This window comes from Streptomyces sp. NPDC051561 (assembly GCF_044454195.1).
Classification (GTDB): Bacteria; Actinomycetota; Actinomycetes; order Streptomycetales; family Streptomycetaceae; genus Streptomyces.
Genome location: NZ_JBITDM010000006.1, coordinates 230,513 through 246,931, shown reverse-complemented (window position 1 = coordinate 246,931; position 16,419 = coordinate 230,513). Strand labels below are relative to the sequence as shown.

Sequence of the window (16,419 nt, the reverse complement as noted above, 5' to 3'; positions counted from 1 at the left end):
ACCCCCTCCACCTCTCATACATATACACTGACTTTGTGCCTCGGCCATGCCCCCCCCCCCCCCCCCCCCCCCCCCCCCCCCCACGCCGTTTCCGCACGCGGATACAGAAAATCCCGGTCTCAGGCTGCTCCGGTGGTCACCGAAGCCGTGCCGTCGATCCGGGCGAGGGCGTCATCCGCACCGAAGGGTTGCAGATAAGGGAGCCAGCGCGGATCCCTGTGCCCGGTACCGATGATCCGCCAGGCCAGACCGGACGGTGGAGCCGGTTGATGGCGCAGCCGCCATCCGAGCTCCAGCAGATGCCGGTCCGCCTTGACGTGGTTGCAGCGGCGACAGGCCGCCACCACGTTCTCCCAGGCGTGCTGTCCGCCGCGACTGCGCGGAATGACGTGGTCGACGCTGGTTGCGACGCCACCGCAGTACATACAGCGCCCGCCGTCCCTGGCGAAGAGCGCACGGCGGGTGAGCGGAACGGGCCCCCGGTAGGGGACCCGTACGAACCGTTTGAGCCGGACCACGCTGGGCGCGGGGACGACACGGGTCGCACTGTGCAGAAAGGCGCCGGATTCCTCAAGGCAGAGAGCCTTGTTCTCGAGGACGAGCACGAGCGCGCGGCGGAGCGGTACGACGCCGAGGGGCTCGTACGACGCGTTGAGTACCAGGACATGCGGCACGGATGCCTCCTTGGACGTCGGCGGCGCGTGGCTCGCGCCGGGACGATGCAGGAACAGTCTCCCCTCATGCCTGGTCGCGGCGCCACCACGTCCGGGTAACGGGCCGGAAGTGTTTTGCACCACAGCCCGGAACCGGCGGACGGAGTGTCAGGGACCACAGGCCCCGCACCCTGATGTCAACCGACCCCTTCACATTGCCCCGTTAGTGTGGTGGGTCTGCCACATCGCATGGAGGTGCCCGAGGTGTCCTGGTCCGCCCTACTGGTCGCAGAACCGCCCGCCGATTCCGCCACGTTCGACGAGGCGGCCGAGAAGGCGGGCAACGCCGCGAGCTGGGTGGAGCAGAACTGGTCCACCTGGCTGAGTGTCGGGCTGCGCATCCTGCTGATCATCGTGATCGCCACCGTGCTGCGCTCCGTGATCCGCCGCACCATCACCAAGCTCATAGCCCATATGAACAACAGCGCCCAGGCGGTCGAGGGCACCGCGCTCGGCGGTCTCCTGGTGAACGCCGAGCGCCGCCGCCAGCGCTCCGAGGCGATCGGCTCGGTACTCCGTTCGGTCGCGTCCTTCGTGATTCTGGGTACGGCCGCACTGATGGTGCTCGGCGCACTGAACATCAATCTCGCACCGCTCCTCGCGAGTGCCGGTGTGGCCGGCGTTGCCCTCGGTTTCGGCGCCCGCAACCTGGTGACGGACTTCCTCTCCGGCGTCTTCATGATCCTTGAGGACCAGTACGGCGTCGGCGACACCATCGACGCGGGCGTCGCCTCCGGCGAGGTCATAGAGGTCGGTCTGCGGGTCACCAAGCTGCGCGGCGACAACGGTGAGATCTGGTACGTCCGCAACGGCGAGGTGAAGCGGATCGGCAACCTCAGCCAGGGCTGGGCCACGGCCGGCATCGACGTCCAGGTCCGGCCTTCCGAGGACCTGGAGAACATCCGGGCCGTCCTCTCCGAGGTCGCGGAGGACATGGCGAAGTCCGAGCCGTGGAACGAGCGGCTCTGGGGTCCCATCGAGGTGCTCGGCCTTGATTCGGTCCTGCTCGACTCGATGATCGTGCGTCTCTCCGCGAAGACCATGCCGGGCAAGGCCCTGGGCGTCGAGCGCGAGCTGCGCTGGCGCGTCAAGGACGCGTTCGACAGGGCGGGCATCCGGATCGTCGGCGGCCCGGTTCCGGTCGTCGAGGACGAGGCGGCCGACCCGTCGGCGGGTGTCGCTGCCCCCTCCGCGATGGCGAACCCGACGTCTCCGCAGGCGTTGGCCAGTGCCCCGATCCCACCGGTGGGCGCCTCTCCGGGCTCCGGTCCGGCCGCCCCCGGCCCGAGCCTCGGCAAGCCGTAGCTTCCGCTCGCCCTCACCTCACCGCACCCCCGTAGGTAACGCTTTGGTTGCCTCGGAGGTGCTTGCCATTGACGCCCCCTTCACCTGCCCTTACGTTCCTCTCATCTGAATAGGAAACTTTCCTAACAAAGTCGTTGGGGAGTGGGCAGCCGAAAGGCAGGTGACACCGTCATGGCCGTAACGCCTGGCACACCGAGCGTTCTGCGGGCGATGAACGACCGTGCCGCACTGGATCTTCTGCTGGCGCACGGCCCGCTCTCCCGCACCCGGATCGGCAAGCTCACCGGGCTTTCCAAGCCGACCGCCTCCCAGCTCCTGGCCCGCCTGGAAGCGGCCGGGCTGGTCGTGGTCACCGGAACGACCGAGGGACGGCCGGGCCCCAACGCGCAGCTTTACGCCGTCAACGCGTCGGCCGCGCACGTCGCCGCCCTGGACGTCACGCCCGACCGGATCCGCGCCGCCGTCGCCGACCTGACCGGCGAGACGGTGGGCAACTTCGAACTGGCCACCCCCGGCCGGAGCTCCACGGGGGTGGTACGCCAGGTGACGCAGGCGCTGGATGGTGCCGCGAAGGACGCCGGGCTGGTGCAGGGAGACCTGCACCGGGTCGTCATCGGCACCCCCGGCGCCTTCGACCCGAGCACCGGACGGCTGCGGTACGCCTCGCACCTGCCCGGCTGGCACTCGGCCACGCTGCTCGACGAGTTGGCGGCGGTGCTGCCGATGCCGGTCGAGTACGAGAACGACGTGAACCTGGCGGCGGTGGCCGAGCAGCGGCTCGGGGCGGCACGCGGTCACGAGAACTTCGTGCTGCTGTGGGCGGAGGCGGGGCTCGGTGCCGCGCTGGTGCTCGGCGGGCGGCTGCACCGCGGCTGGACCGGCGGCGCGGGCGAGGTGGGCTTCCTGCCGGTGCCCGGCGCCCCGCTGATGCGGCATGTGGCACAGGCGAACGGCGGTGGCTTCCAGGAGCTGGCCGGCCCCGTCTCCGTACCGCGGATCGCCAAGCAGCTCGGGGTGAACACCCCCGAGCAGCCCGCCGTGGAGGTGGCCACCGGGCTGCTGGCGCGAGCGGCCGCGGGGGAAGCCGAACTGGCCGGGCTGCTGCCGGAGTTCGCGCAGCGACTGGCCACCGGTCTGGCCTCGATCGTGGCCGTGCTCGACCCCGAACTGATCGTGCTGTCCGGGGCGGTGACCGCCGCAGGCGGAGAACCGCTGCGGGCGCGTGTCCAGGCGGAGCTGGCCGAACTGGCCGCGCCCCGCCCCCGTCTCGTCATCGGCGAGATCCAGCAGTCCCCCGTGCTGAGAGGTGCGTTGCAGAGCGCCCTGGAAGCCACCCGTGACGAGGTCTTCGACACCTCGGCCCGCTAAAAAACCCGTTCGCCCGCTCATCCACCACCCCCGTCCTGCCCCAGGGAGTTCCGTCATGCCCAGAAACCGTCGGCTCACCTCTGCCGCCGTCGCCGTCGCCGCGATATCGGTCGTCGCCACCGCCTGTACCGGCTCCGCCGAGAACGTGGCCAAGGACGACCCGAAGGCCAACACCACGATCAACTTCTGGCACGGCTGGAGCGCCCCGGGCGAGGTAAAGGCGATTCAGGAGAACGTCGCCCGCTTCGAGAAGGCGCACCCGAACATCAAGGTGAAGGTCGTCGGCAACATCAACGACGACAAGCTCAACCAGGCGCTGCGCACCAAGAGTTCGACCGGCCCGGACGTGGTGTCGTCGTTCACGACGTCCAACATCGGCAAGTTCTGCTCCTCGGGCGCCTTCGCCGATCTGAAGCCGTTCATCGAGAAGTCGAAGCTGGATCTGGAGAAGACCTTCCCGAAGGTCATGCTCGACTACACGCAGTTCGAGGGGAAGCGCTGCGCCCTGCCGCTGCTCGCGGACGCGTACGGGCTCTACTACAACAAGGACGCCTTCAAGGCGGCCGGCGTGACCGCGCCCCCGAAGACATTCTCCGAGCTGGCCGACACCGCGAAGAAGCTGACCAAGGCCAAGGGCGACAGCTTCGAGCAGCTGGGCTTCATGCCCGCTTTCCACGGCTACGAGACGACCGTCGAGCACTACCTGGGCAGCTGGAGCCCGGAGTACTTCGACAAGGACGGCAAGTCCAACGTTGCCAAGGGCCCTGAATTCACCGACATGTTCACCACGCAGAAGAAGCTGGTCGACGACCTCGGCGGGATCAAGAAGCTGGAGAAGTTCCGCAACACCTTCGGTGACGAGTTCAGCCCGAAGCACCCGTTCCACACCGGCCAGGTGGCGATGCAACTGGACGGTGAGTGGCGTCTGGGCATGGCGAAGGAGGCCAAGGTGCCGTTCGAGATCGGTGTCGCGCCGATGCCGGTTCCGGACAGCCAGAAGGACAGTTACGGCAAGGGCTTCCTCTCCGGCACGGTGATGGGCATCGCTCCGCAGAGCGAGAAGCAGAACGCCGCCTGGGAGCTGGTGAAGTTCATGACGACCGACACCAAGGCGGTCGTGGAGTTCTCCAACGCGATCCACAACGTGCCCTCGACCTTCGAGGCGCTGAAGTCGCCGGACCTGAAGAACGACCCGGAGTTCAAGACCTTCCTGGACATCGCCCAGCACCCGAAGTCCAACACCCCGGCCGGAGCGGTCAACGGTGCCACGTACCTCAACGCCATCCAGGACTTCGGCTACCTCTACGAAAAGGGCGCCGAGAAGGACCTGAAGGCGGGTCTCGAAAAGCTGGCGAAGCAGATCGACACCGACATCGCGAAGGCGAAGTAGTCCGCTCATGACCACGCAGCACACGCTCCGTACGCAGCGTCGCGCGCCGGCCCTGGTGGCGAAGCACCGAAAATCGGCACTGCGTACGGCGGCCTTCATGTCGCCCTGGCTGATCGGGTTCGCGGTGTTCTTCGCGTACCCGCTCGTGTCGACCGTGTACTTCTCCTTCATGAAGTACGACGGCTTCGGCGCCCCGACCTTCAACGGTCTGGACAACTGGACGTACGTCTTCAGCGACTATCCGAACTTCTGGCCCGCCATGCGCAACACCCTGTGGCTGGTCGTCGTGATGGTGATCTGCCGGGTTGTCTTCGGCCTCGGCATCGGTCTGCTGATCACCAAGATCAAGACAGGTACGGGCGTCTTCCGTACCCTCTTCTACCTGCCGTACCTGGCCCCGCCGGTCGCGGCGACCCTCGGCTTCGTCTTCCTGCTGAACCCGGGCACGGGTCCGGTCAACGAGATCCTGGGCAGCCTCGGGCTGCCCACCCCGGAGTGGTTCACCGACCCGGCGTTCTCCAAGCCGGCGCTCACCATCCTCGCGGTGTGGGGCATCGGCGACCTGATGGTCATCTTCATGGCCGCGCTGCTCGACGTACCGAAGGAGCAGTACGAGGCGGCGGAGCTGGACGGCGCTTCCGGCTGGCAGCGGTTCCGGTTCGTGACGCTGCCCAACATCTCGCCCATCGTGATGTTCGCGGTGGTCACCGGGGTCATCCAGGCGATGCAGTACTACACCCAGCCCTTGGTGGCGGGGAAGGTCGCCTCCGGCATCATCGGCAACTCGGGCCAGCAGTTCGAGCCCGGTTTCCCGGACAAGTCGACCCTGACCCTGCCTCAGCTCGTCTACAACCTCGGCTTCCAGCGCTTCGACTACGGCGCCGCCGCGGTCACCGCACTCGTCCTTTTCGTCCTGGCGATGGCCTTCACGGCCCTGCTGATGCGACGTCGCGGCGGTCTTCTCCAGGCAGGTGACTAATTCCCATGTCCACCCAGACGATTGAGCGTCCGCTCAAAACCCAGGATTCCGGGCCGACCCCGGCCCACCGCACTGCCCGCCGCAAGGCACTGCTGAACTGGATCGGTGTGCACTCCCTCGGAGTCGCGGCAGCGCTCTTCTTCGTGCTGCCGTTCGTCTTCCTCTTCCTCACCTCGGTGATGAGCGACCAGCAGGCGCTCACCAGCGATCTGGTGCCGAAGACCTGGGAATGGAGCAATTACACCCAGGTCTTCCAGACGCCGGGCTTCCTCACCTGGTGGAAGAACAGCCTGCTGTACGCCGGTGTGGGCACGTTCCTGACCGTCGTGTCCTCGGTGCCGGTGGCCTACGCGCTCGCCAAGTTCCGCTTCCGGGGCCGCAATCTGTCGCTGATGCTGGTCATCTCGATGATGATGCTGCCGCAGCAGGTCATCATCATCCCGATGTATCTGTTCTGGTCGAAGCAGTTCGACCTCACCGGCACCCTGTGGCCGCTGATCATCCCGCTCGCCTTCGGCGACGCGTTCTCCATCTTCCTGCTGCGCCAGTTCCTGCTGACGATTCCCAACGAATATCTGGACGCGGCGAAGGTGGACGGCTGCGGTGAATTCCGCACGCTGATCCGCATCGTGCTGCCGATGGCCAAGCCGGGCATCGCGGCGATCGCGCTGTTCCAGTTCTTCGCCCTGTGGAACGACTACTTCGGCCCGCAGATCTACGCCTCGGAGAACCCGGCCGCGTGGACGCTGAGTTACGGCCTGGAGTCCTTCAAGGGCGCCCACCAGACCAACTGGAATCTGACCATGGCCGCGACCGTACTGGTCATGGCCCCTGTGATCCTCGTCTTCTTCTTCGCCCAGAAGGCGTTCGTCGAGGGTGTCACGCTGACCGGAGTGAAGGGCTAGGTCATCACCATCATGAAACTCGCCGTAGTCGGTGGAGGATCCACCTACACACCCGAGTTGATCGACGGCTTCGCACGGCTGCGGGACACGCTCCCGATCACCGAGCTCGTCCTGATCGACCCGGCGGCCGACCGCCTGGAGCTGGTAGGCGGTCTCGCCCGCCGGATCTTCGCCAAGCAGGGCCACCCGGGCACCATCACCACCACCTCCGACCTGGACGCGGGCGTCGCCGACGCCGACGCGGTGCTGCTCCAGCTCCGCGTGGGCGGCCAGGCGGCCCGCAACCAGGACGAGACGTGGCCGCTGGAGTGCGGCTGCGTCGGCCAGGAGACGACGGGTGCGGGCGGTCTCGCCAAGGCGCTGCGCACGGTCCCGGTCGTTCTCGACATCGCCGAGCGGGTACGCCGTACCAACCCCGAGGCCTGGATCATCGACTTCACCAATCCGGTGGGCATCGTCACCCGTGCCCTGCTCAACGCCGGGCACAAGGCCGTCGGTCTGTGCAACGTGGCCATCGGTTTCCAGCGGAAGTTCGCGGCGCTCCTCGACGTCTCCCCGGCCGAGGTCCACCTCGACCACGTGGGTCTCAACCACCTCACCTGGGAGCTGGGTGTCCGTCTCGGCGGCCCGGCCGGCGAGAACCTGCTTCCCAAGCTGATCGCCGAGCACGGCGACACCATCGCCGCCGACCTGCACATGCCGCGCGCCGTCGTGGACCGTCTCGGCGTCGTCCCCTCCTACTACCTGCGCTACTTCTACCAGCACGACGAGGTCGTCCGGGAACTCGGCACCAAGCCGTCCCGGGCCGCCGAAGTCGCCGCCATGGAAAAGGAATTGCTTGCCCTTTACGGCAATCCCACCCTCGACGAGAAGCCCGAACTCCTCGCCAAGCGCGGCGGCGCCTTCTACTCGGAGGCGGCCGTCGACCTGGCGTCGGGGCTGCTGGGCGGTGGCGGCTCACCCCTCCAGGTCGTCAACACCTACAACAAGGGCACCCTGCCCTTCCTCCCCGACGACGCGGTCATCGAGACCCAGGCCCGCATCGACGCGTCGGGCGCGACCCCGCTCGCCGTACCGGCCCTCGACCCGATGTACGCGGGGCTGATCTCCCATGTCACGGCCTACGAGAACCTCGCTCTCGAAGCGGCCCTGCACGGGGGTCGCGAGCGCGTCTTCAAGGCGCTGCTCGCCCACCCCCTCATCGGCCAGTTCGAGTACGCGGAAGCCCTCACGGACAAGCTGATCGCGCACAACAGGGAGCACCTGGCGTGGGCGTGAGCACTGCCGCGGGCAAGTTCGAGGCCGGCAGCGTCCTTGCGATCGACGCGGGCAACAGCAAGACCGACGTGGCGGTGATCGGCGCGGACGGCAGCCTCCTGGGCACCGGCAGGGGCGGCGGTTTCCAGCCGCCCCTGGTGGGGGTCCAGGCGGCGGTCGATGTGCTCGCGGAGGCGGTGGTGCGGGCGATGCGGGTGGCCGGCGTGGATGCCGTCGATCATGTGTCGGCCTGTCTCGCCAACGCCGATCTGCCGGTCGAGGAGGAGGAGTTGGCTGTCGCGGTCCAGGCGCGCGGCTGGGGCCGTACGACCGAGGTCCGCAACGACACCTTCGCCATCCTGCGTGCCGGGGTCGACGAGCCGCGCGGTGTCGCGGTGGTGTGCGGCGCGGGCATCAACTGTGTGGGCATGCTGCCCGACGGGCGCACCGCCCGTTTCCCGGCGATCGGGAAGATCTCCGGGGACTGGGGTGGCGGCGGGGGCCTGGCGGACGAGGCGATGTGGTTCGCCGCCCGGGCGGAGGACGGGCGGGGCGGCCCCACCGCCCTGATGCACGCCCTGCCCGCTCACTTCGGCCTCGACTCCATGTACGCCCTGATCGAGGCCCTGCACCTCGGCCGGATCCCGGCCGTCCGGCAGCACGAGGTCGCCCCGCTGGTGTTCTCGGTCAGCACGGGCGGCGACGCAGTGGCGCGGTCGCTGGTGCACCGGCTGGCGGACGAGGTCGTCGCGATGGCCTCGGTCGCCCTCGGCCGTCTCGGTCTCCTCGACGAGGAGGCCCCGGTCCTGCTCGGCGGCAGCGTGCTGGCCGCCGGGCACCCGGAGTTGAACGACCGCATCGCCAACCGGCTGGCGGAGCGGGCCCCGAAGGCGACGGTACGGGTGGTGACGGTGGCGCCGGTGCTGGGGGCGGCGCAGTTGGGGCTGGATCGGGTGGGGGCGTCGGGGGAGGCGCATCGGAGGTTGCGGGGGCGGTACGTGTAGGGGCGGAAGGAGGGCTCCGCGCTTGCCCTGGACCCCTCTCCAGGGGCGCGGGGCTGTGTCACTCTGCGGCTACCGCCGCGCGGACGCGCCCCTTTAGGGGCGCGGGGAACTGCGCGACCAGCCCCCACTCACCTGCCACTCACCCACCCACCCCTGGAGGGCCCGCCACCTTGTCGGGGTCTGGGGGCCCGCCCCCAGTTTCGGGAAGGGGCGGGGTGGGGTGAAGCCCCGCGCAGCGGGCCGACGCTCCGGGGTGGGAGCGGTGCCGGGGCGGGCCGGGACGGCAAGGGTGGCGACTCCGTCGGGGGCCGCCCCCTTGCCCGCCCGTCCCGCCCCCGGGGGGGGCGGCCCCGCCGCCCAAGCGGGGCGGGGTAACGCGAGGGTGTGGCGGCACCACCGCCCCGGCGGGCTATCAGGAGTGAAGGGGGTGGCGGCCCCGCCGCCCGCCCCGGGAGGGAGGGGGCATTTGGGGAGGAGGTGGGCGGGGGGTTGGGGGCCATGGCACGTGGTGCGTGGGGCGCATAGGATTCGGCCACGAAGTGGCATGTCCCTGGCGCGAATTGGGCAACGACCGGTCCCGGACGACCAGCACCGCTGATCAACTCCGGGCTCCGTACGGGAACCAAACGGATCTCTCCGACGTATTCATGGGGAGGGGAGCCCGCCGGAAGACGGGCCAGCCGTCCACGACCGAGGGGGAGGTCACGTGGCACACCCGCCGATGAGCGGCCCAGGGGGGACCGCGGTGGCATCCGCTCCCGCGCCCGCATCCACGCACGTGCCCACGCAGGGGCCCACGAGCAGTGGGCCCCTGCCGCCCGCGCACACCAGCGCATGGTCCGAGGGTATGGAGCGGCTGAAGGCCGGGGCGACCACCGAGCCGGGCCGGCTCAGGGTCATCGGGGCCGTACTGGCCCTGCTGGTCCTCGCGTTCGGCGCGGCCACCGCCTGGCAGGTCTCCGACCGCTCCGCCGCCGCCGACGACGTGGTGTCGCGCAGCCAGCCGCTGTCCGCCGACGCGGCCAGCATCTACCGTTCGCTCGCCGATGCCGACACCTCCGCCGCCAGCGGTTTCCTGGCCGGTGCGCAGGAGCCGCGCTCAGTGACCGAGAAGTACGACAAGGACATCGCGGAGGCGTCCCGCCTGCTGGTGAAGGCGGCGGCGAACACCGACGGTTCGAGCACCTCCGGCCAGGAGATAGCCAAGCTCAACCAGCAACTCCCCCGGTACACCGGGCTGATCGAGCGCGCCCGCGCCAACAACCGGCAGGGCCTGCCGCTCGGCGGCGCCTACCTCCGGTACGCCAACGAGCAGATGTCGACCCAGCTGCTGCCGGCCGCCAAGCGGCTGTACGACGCGGAGACCAAGCGTCTCTACCGGGACCTGGACGACGCGAGTTCCTGGCCGTACGCCGCGCTGGCCGTCGGCGTGCTGGCGCTCGGTGCGCTCGGCTGGTCCCAGCGCCGCAACTATCTGCGTACGCACCGGGTGTTCAACCACGGCCTGCTGGGTGCCTCGGTCGCCTCGGTCGCCGTACTGCTGTGGCTGGCGGTCGGGCACGCAGTGGCCGCATCCGATCTGGACGACTCCCGCAAGAACGGTCAGGAGTCGTTGAAGGTCCTCAGCGACGCCCGGATCAACTCGCTGCAGGCCCGTGCCAACGAGAACCTGACCCTGGTGTCCCGGGGTGCGGTCACCACCGCGGACAACAAGGACAAGTACGAGGTGGAGTACGCCTCCAACATGGCGGCCCTGGTGCAGCGGCTGGACGACGCCAAGCGGCTCGCGGACAACAACGAGGGCCGCACCCCGGTGGGGCAGGCCGTGACCAGCGTCGGCAACTGGAAGACCCGGCACGGCGAGGCCCGCACCCACGACGACCTCGGCGACTACAAGAAGGCACTGGACAAGGTCATCGGCGAGGGCCCCGGCTCGGAGTCGACCGGTGAGACCTTCGCCCAGGTGGACAAGGCGCTGGAGCAGGCCTTGAACTGGGAGCAGCGGGAGTTCACCGAGGCCGCCGAGAGCGGCCGCGGGGCACTGTCCGGGCTGACCATCGGGGCGCTGGTGCTGGCCGTGCTCGCGGCGGGCGCGGCGCTGCTCGGTATCGGCCGCAGGCTCGCGGAGTTCAGGTGATGAGGGTGCAGGGTGCACAGGACGAACCTGGTGGACAGCGCGGTCAGGACGGAGCGGGTGGGCAGCACGGGCCGGGCAGTCATGACGGTTCGGGCGGTCGGCGCGGGCCGGGCAGGCAGGACGAGGCGGCCGGAGGGAGTGCGATGAACAGGAACGGGGCGAAGAGGCGTGGTTCGGCCCGGACCCTGCGGGGTGGCTGGCGGTCCGGTCTGCTCGCGCTGTCCGCCGCCTGTGCGCTGACGGCGGGGGCCGCGGTGCTGCCGCTGCCCGCCGGGAAGGACGCCGGCGCGGACACCGTGGCCGCGTCCGGCGGTGGGGTCACCGCGGCGAGGGCCGCGAAGGCCGACGACTGCAAGGACCCGGAGGCCAGTCTGCGCCCGGGGCTGCCGGACGGGGCCGCGATCCAGAAGATCAAGGCCCGGGGCAAGCTGATCGCGGGCGTCGACCAGAACAGCTACCGCTGGGGCTACCGCAATCCGGCGAGCGGGAATCTCGAAGGCTTCGACATCGACATCGTCAAGGCCATCGCCCAGGAGATCCTGGGCAGCCCCGACGATGTCATCTACCAGGCCATACCGACCAGTCAGCGGATCCCGCTGCTCCAGGCTAACAAGATCGACATCGTGGTGCGCACGATGACGGTCAACTGCAAGCGCATCAAGGACGTCGCGTTCTCCCACGCCTACTTCCAGGCGGGTCAGCAGGTGCTGGCCCCCAAGGGGTCGGACATCACCGGGTACGACGACACCCTGAAGGGCAAGCGGGTGTGCACCGCCAAGGGCTCCACGGCGTACGACGCGATGAAGAAGGACGCACACGGCGCGCTCTTCGACACCGGCGAGTTCATCGTGCCCAACCAGCTGGACTGCCTGGTGCGGCTCCAGCTCGGTCAGGTCGACGCGATCGTCACGGACAACGCCCTGGCGGCCAGCCAGGCGGCGCAGGACCCGGCGATCGAACTGAAGGGCGACGCGTTCACCACCGAGTTCTACGGCGTCGCGACCAACAAGAACGACTCCGATCTGGTGAGCCGGATCAACAAGGTGCTGAACACCTACAGCACGGCGAAGGCACCGAACAGCAACAAGACGGCCTGGCAGATCAGTTACGGGCGCTGGCTGGAGGCGGACCTGCCGGATCTGACCGGACCGCCGCCCCCGAAGTTCAGGAACTGAGCGGATCGGCAGTACGCGAGGGAGCACCTGGGAAGGTGAACACCCGAGGAAGCAACGGCAGTTGACGGCAGAAGCGGAGAGGTGATCGATGGGCGTCGCGGGTTCCCCCTCCGGATCGGCGGAGAACCACCCCCCGGGGGCGGTCCTGGACCGGGACCAGGTGGACCGCGCGCTGGCGCGGCTCGGCGCCGAGCACGAGGCGATCGAGACCTCGCTGCTCGCTCTCCAGGACCACGCCGGGCGCCGCCTCCTGGAGGGGGCGGAGCTGACCGGCCTCACCAAGGACAAGTGGGCGTCCGCCGAGCAGTCGATCACTCTGCTGTGGACGTACTTCGACGCGTACGCGGCCGCCCTGGAGGGTGCCCGCGAGGTGCGGGCGCGGCGGCGCTGGCCCAGCCGGGAGGACCTGGCCGAACTGACCGACGTACTCCGGGGCAACGGTGTCACCGTCTCCGGCGGCGCGCACGCGCACGGCGTGCCGGCCTCGATCACCGGTCCGGCCAAGCTCTCCGAGCACTTCTCGCTCACCGAACTGGTGAAGCGGATGAACAAGCTGTACGCCGCGTCCCTGGACATGGTGGTGACCGCCGACGCGGTGTGGTCGGCGCTGCCCGCACGGATAGATCTGCTGGCGGCCGAGCTGCACCGCACCCGTTCGCTGGCGCACTCGGTGGGCGTGCGGCCGGGCGAGCATCCGGCCGGGGACGACCTGGAGGAGATCACTCAGGAGCTGGCGACGCTGCGGGCACAGGTGGTGTCGGATCCGCTGGCCTTCTGGCGTGCGGCGCCGGGGAGTTCGGCGCCCGGGGGCGGCCGACCTGACACCGACCGCTACGACCGGGCGGCGCGCGCCCTGGAGGACGTGCGGCGGGAGATCGACGCCGTGCTGACCGTGCGGCAGGACGCCGAGCAGCGGCTGGTGCGGCTGCGCGACGTGCTGTCCCGGGCGGACCGCACCCTCACCGAGGCCAGGTCGGCGCGCGGCGAGGTCCTGGCGAAGATCGCCGGGTCCGAGGTGCCCGCGGTGAGCGGCCCGCCCACCGCGCTCCAGGAACTCCTGGCGGCGGCGTCGGAGCACCGCAGGCACGCCCGCTGGCACCGGCTGTCCCCGCTGCTCGACTCGCTGGAGCGGGACGCCGAGGACGAACTGCTGCGCGCCCGGGAGTCGCTGAGCGCGGTCACGGCACCGCTGGCCGTCCGGGCCGAGCTGCGCGGCAGGCTGGACGCGTACAAGGCGAAGGTCGCCCGGCACGGGATGGCCGAGGACCCGCAGCTGGTCGAGCGCTACGACGCGGCCCGCCGGATGCTGTGGAGCGCGCCGTGCGACCTGCGCGCCGCCGGGCAGGCGGTACTGCGCTACCAGGAGACCGCCAGGGAGGTCCTGACGCCACGGGCGCAGGGACCCAACGACCGTATCAACGGGGGTAATTCATGAGCACGGCCTGTCAGCGCCCCGGTTGCGGGGGCACCTACGAGGACATGGGCGGCGGGGAGATGTACTGCGACACCTGCGGGCTGGCGCCCGTGGTGTCGCCGACCGGCCTGATCGCCTCGTCCATGACCGGGGTCACCGGGGGCGGCAAGGCGTCGTCCCGGGGCTCCAACAGCAGTTCCGCGCGGAGCAGTTCGCGGGCTTCCTCGCAGGCCTCGCGCTCGTCCCGTTCGGCGACCTCGCGCCGTTCGGTCTCGGGCCGGCTCTCGCGGGCGCTGTCGGGGGCGACCACGTCCCGTTCGGTGTCGGTGCGTTCCTCCGGCAAGTCGACGGCCGCCTCCGGGCGCAACCGGCTGGGTGCGGGTCTGGTCACGGTGCCCGAGGTGCCGCGCCCGGATCCCCGTACGGCCATCATGGAGAACCCGGAGGTTCCCGAGCGGAAGCGGTTCTGTTCGCGCTCGGAGTGCGGGGCCCCCGTCGGGCGTACCCGGGGTGAGCGGATCGGGCGCACCGAGGGCTTCTGCACCAAGTGCGGCAACCCGTACTCGTTCGTGCCCAAGCTGGGTCCGGGCGATGTGGTGCGCGGGCAGTACGAGGTGGCGGGCTGTCTGGCGCACGGTGGTCTCGGCTGGGTGTATCTCGCTGTCGACAAGGCGGTGTCCGACCGGTGGGTGGTCCTCAAGGGCCTGCTGGACACCGGTGACCAGGACGCGATGGCGGCGGCGATCTCCGAGCGGCGCTTCCTCGCCGAGATCGAGCACTCCAACATCGTGCGGATCTACAACTTCGTCGAGCACCTGGACACCCGCACCGGCTCCATGGACGGCTACATCGTCATGGAGTACGTCGGCGGCAAGTCGCTGAAGGAGATAGCCAACGAGCGCCGCGACACCGGCGGGAAGCGTGACCCGCTGCCGGTCGAGCAGGCCTGCGCGTACGGCATCGAGGCGCTCGAAGCCCTCGGCCATCTGCACAGCCGGAACCTTCTGTACTGCGACTTCAAGGTCGACAACGCGATTCAGCAGCAGGACCAGCTGAAGCTGATCGACATGGGTGCGGTCCGGCGGATGGACGACGAGGAGTCGGCCATCTACGGCACGGTCGGCTACCAGGCGCCCGAGGTCGCCGAGGTCGGCCCTTCGGTGGCCTCCGACCTGTACACGGTGGCGCGCACCCTGGCGGTGCTCACCTTCGACTTCCAGGGCTACACCAATGTGTTCGTGGACTCGCTCCCGGACCCGGACAACATTCCGGTCTTCCAGAAGTACGAGTCCTTCTACCGCCTGCTGGTACGGGCGACGGACCCCGACCCGGCGCGCCGGTTCGCCTCCGCCTCGGAGATGGCGGATCAGCTGACGGGGGTGCTGCGGGAGGTCGTGGCGCTCCAGACGGGGAAGCCGAGGCCGTCGCTGTCGACGTTGTTCGGGCCCGAGCTGCGGGTGACGGACACCGGCCTGTTCGCGGAACTGACCGGTTCTGTCTCGCAGTTGGGGATACGGTCGCTGCCCGCGCCGCGCCGCGCCCGGCAGAGGACGAACGGGGCGGCGGCGCGGATCCCGGCGCAGGCCCAGCACGCGCAGCCGGCCCAGCACGCCCCGCTTCCGCAGGTCCCGCCGGGACAGCCCGGTTACGCCCTCCAGGGTGCGCCGCCGCCCGGCGGCCCTCCGCAGCAGCCGGGCGGCGTCCCTGGCTCGGCCACGGCCGTCGCGTACGCCCCCACCCAAGGCGGCCTCGCCGTGCCGCCGACCGCCGGGCTGCCCGGCGCCCCGACTCCCCCGCCCGGCGCTCCGGCCTCGCCTCCCTCGGTGATCCCGGAGAACGCCGCGTACCTCCGTGCGCTGGAGGCCCGGATCACCTCGCTCGCCCTGCCGGTTCCCCGGGTCGACCCGAACGACCCGAACGCCGGGTTCCTCGCGGGTCTGATGGCGTCCGCGCCCACCGAACTGATCTCCGCCCTCCAGTCGGCGCCCGCCGACTCGGTGGAGCGCCGGCTGCGGGAGCTGCGGGCGCTGCTGGAGATGGGCGATCTGGCCACCGCCGCCCGCACCCTGGCCGAGCTGGAGGCCGCCTACCCGGACGACTGGCGGGTGGTCTGGTACCGGGGCATCGCCTCGCTGGCCACCGGCGACAACGAGACGGCGGCGCTGTCCTTCGACGCGATCTACGACGCGTTCCCCGGCGAGGCCTCCCCGAAGCTGGCCCTCGCGGTCTGCGCGGAAGTGCTCGGCCAGCTGGACAACGCGGCGGAGTACTACCGCCTGGTGTGGACGACCGACCCCTCGTACGTGAGCGCCGCGTTCGGTCTGGCCCGCGTCCAGCTGGCGGCGGGCGACCGGCCCGGCGCCGTAAGGACGCTGGAGTCGGTGCCGGAGGCGTCGATCCACTACACGGCGGCACGTGTCGCCGCCGTACGGGCGAGGCTGCGGCGGCGCGCCGCCAGTGACCCGCTGATCGACGATCTACTGGCGTCCGCGGCGCAGGTCGAGGCCCTTCAGGGCTTCGGTCTTGACGCCGTACGCCGTGAGCAGCTGGCCACCGAGGTGCTGGGTTGTGCACTGGACTGGGTACTCTCCGGTGGGCACGGGGCCCGCCCCGTGCAGACCGCGCTGCTCGGCAGCCCGCTGGACGAGCGGGGCCTGCGCTTCGGGCTGGAACGCTCGTACCGCGTGCTCGCGCGGCTCGCGCAGCGCGGCGACGAGAGGATCGAATTGGTGGAGCGGGCCAACCGCCTCCGCCCCCGGACTTGGGTGTGAT

12 protein-coding genes are annotated in these 16,419 nt (G+C 70.0%); 11 read left to right on the top strand and 1 reads right to left on the bottom strand.

Annotated elements, in window-relative coordinates; genetic code table 11:
• Window positions 1–119: 119 nt before the first annotated feature.
• Window positions 120–674 (bottom strand): HNH endonuclease, encoded by a 555-nt coding sequence (locus ACIA73_RS17005; protein WP_399439295.1) that lies wholly within the window; start codon window positions 672–674, stop codon window positions 120–122.
• Window positions 675–917: 243 nt separating this feature from the next.
• Here ACIA73_RS17005 and ACIA73_RS17000 point away from each other — a divergent pair, with 243 nt between their 5' ends.
• From ACIA73_RS17000 to ACIA73_RS16950, 11 genes are all read left to right on the top strand, one after another.
• A complete protein-coding gene (locus tag ACIA73_RS17000; protein ID WP_399439294.1) occupies window positions 918–2,018 on the top strand; it encodes a mechanosensitive ion channel family protein in 1,101 nt (366 codons plus the stop codon).
• Between the two features lie 171 nt (window positions 2,019–2,189).
• Complete coding sequence (locus ACIA73_RS16995) at window positions 2,190–3,386, top strand: ROK family protein (protein ID WP_399439293.1); 1,197 nt, start codon at window positions 2,190–2,192, stop codon at window positions 3,384–3,386.
• 55 nt (window positions 3,387–3,441) lie between these two features.
• On the top strand, window positions 3,442–4,776 hold the full coding sequence (locus ACIA73_RS16990) for an ABC transporter substrate-binding protein (protein ID WP_399439292.1): 1,335 nt from the start codon (window positions 3,442–3,444) through the stop codon (window positions 4,774–4,776).
• Between the two features lie 7 nt (window positions 4,777–4,783).
• Window positions 4,784–5,755, top strand: a complete 972-nt coding sequence (locus ACIA73_RS16985; protein ID WP_399439291.1) for a carbohydrate ABC transporter permease — start codon at window positions 4,784–4,786, stop codon at window positions 5,753–5,755.
• A 5-nt stretch (window positions 5,756–5,760) separates the two neighbouring features.
• Window positions 5,761–6,660 carry a carbohydrate ABC transporter permease gene (locus ACIA73_RS16980; protein ID WP_399439290.1) on the top strand — a complete coding sequence of 300 codons (900 nt, stop codon included), beginning with the start codon at window positions 5,761–5,763 and terminating at the stop codon, window positions 6,658–6,660.
• A gap of 12 nt (window positions 6,661–6,672) precedes the next feature.
• Complete coding sequence (locus ACIA73_RS16975; RefSeq protein ID WP_399439289.1) at window positions 6,673–7,938, top strand: 6-phospho-beta-glucosidase; 1,266 nt, start codon at window positions 6,673–6,675, stop codon at window positions 7,936–7,938.
• On the top strand, window positions 7,935–8,921 hold the full coding sequence (locus tag ACIA73_RS16970) for an N-acetylglucosamine kinase (RefSeq protein ID WP_399439288.1): 987 nt from the start codon (window positions 7,935–7,937) through the stop codon (window positions 8,919–8,921). Before ACIA73_RS16975 ends, ACIA73_RS16970 begins: the two co-directional genes overlap by 4 nt.
• A 706-nt stretch (window positions 8,922–9,627) precedes the next feature.
• Entirely contained in the window at window positions 9,628–11,058 is a 1,431-nt protein-coding gene (locus tag ACIA73_RS16965) for a hypothetical protein (RefSeq protein WP_399439287.1), read from the top strand.
• A 143-nt stretch (window positions 11,059–11,201) separates the two neighbouring features.
• Window positions 11,202–12,233 carry a glutamate ABC transporter substrate-binding protein gene (locus tag ACIA73_RS16960; RefSeq protein WP_399439286.1) on the top strand — a complete coding sequence of 344 codons (1,032 nt, stop codon included), beginning with the start codon at window positions 11,202–11,204 and terminating at the stop codon, window positions 12,231–12,233.
• Between the two features lie 88 nt (window positions 12,234–12,321).
• Window positions 12,322–13,668 (top strand): hypothetical protein, encoded by a 1,347-nt coding sequence (locus tag ACIA73_RS16955; protein WP_399439285.1) that lies wholly within the window; start codon window positions 12,322–12,324, stop codon window positions 13,666–13,668.
• A complete protein-coding gene (locus ACIA73_RS16950) occupies window positions 13,665–16,418 on the top strand; it encodes a tetratricopeptide repeat protein (RefSeq protein WP_399439284.1) in 2,754 nt (917 codons plus the stop codon). Before ACIA73_RS16955 ends, ACIA73_RS16950 begins: the two co-directional genes overlap by 4 nt.
• Window position 16,419 lies beyond the last annotated feature (1 nt).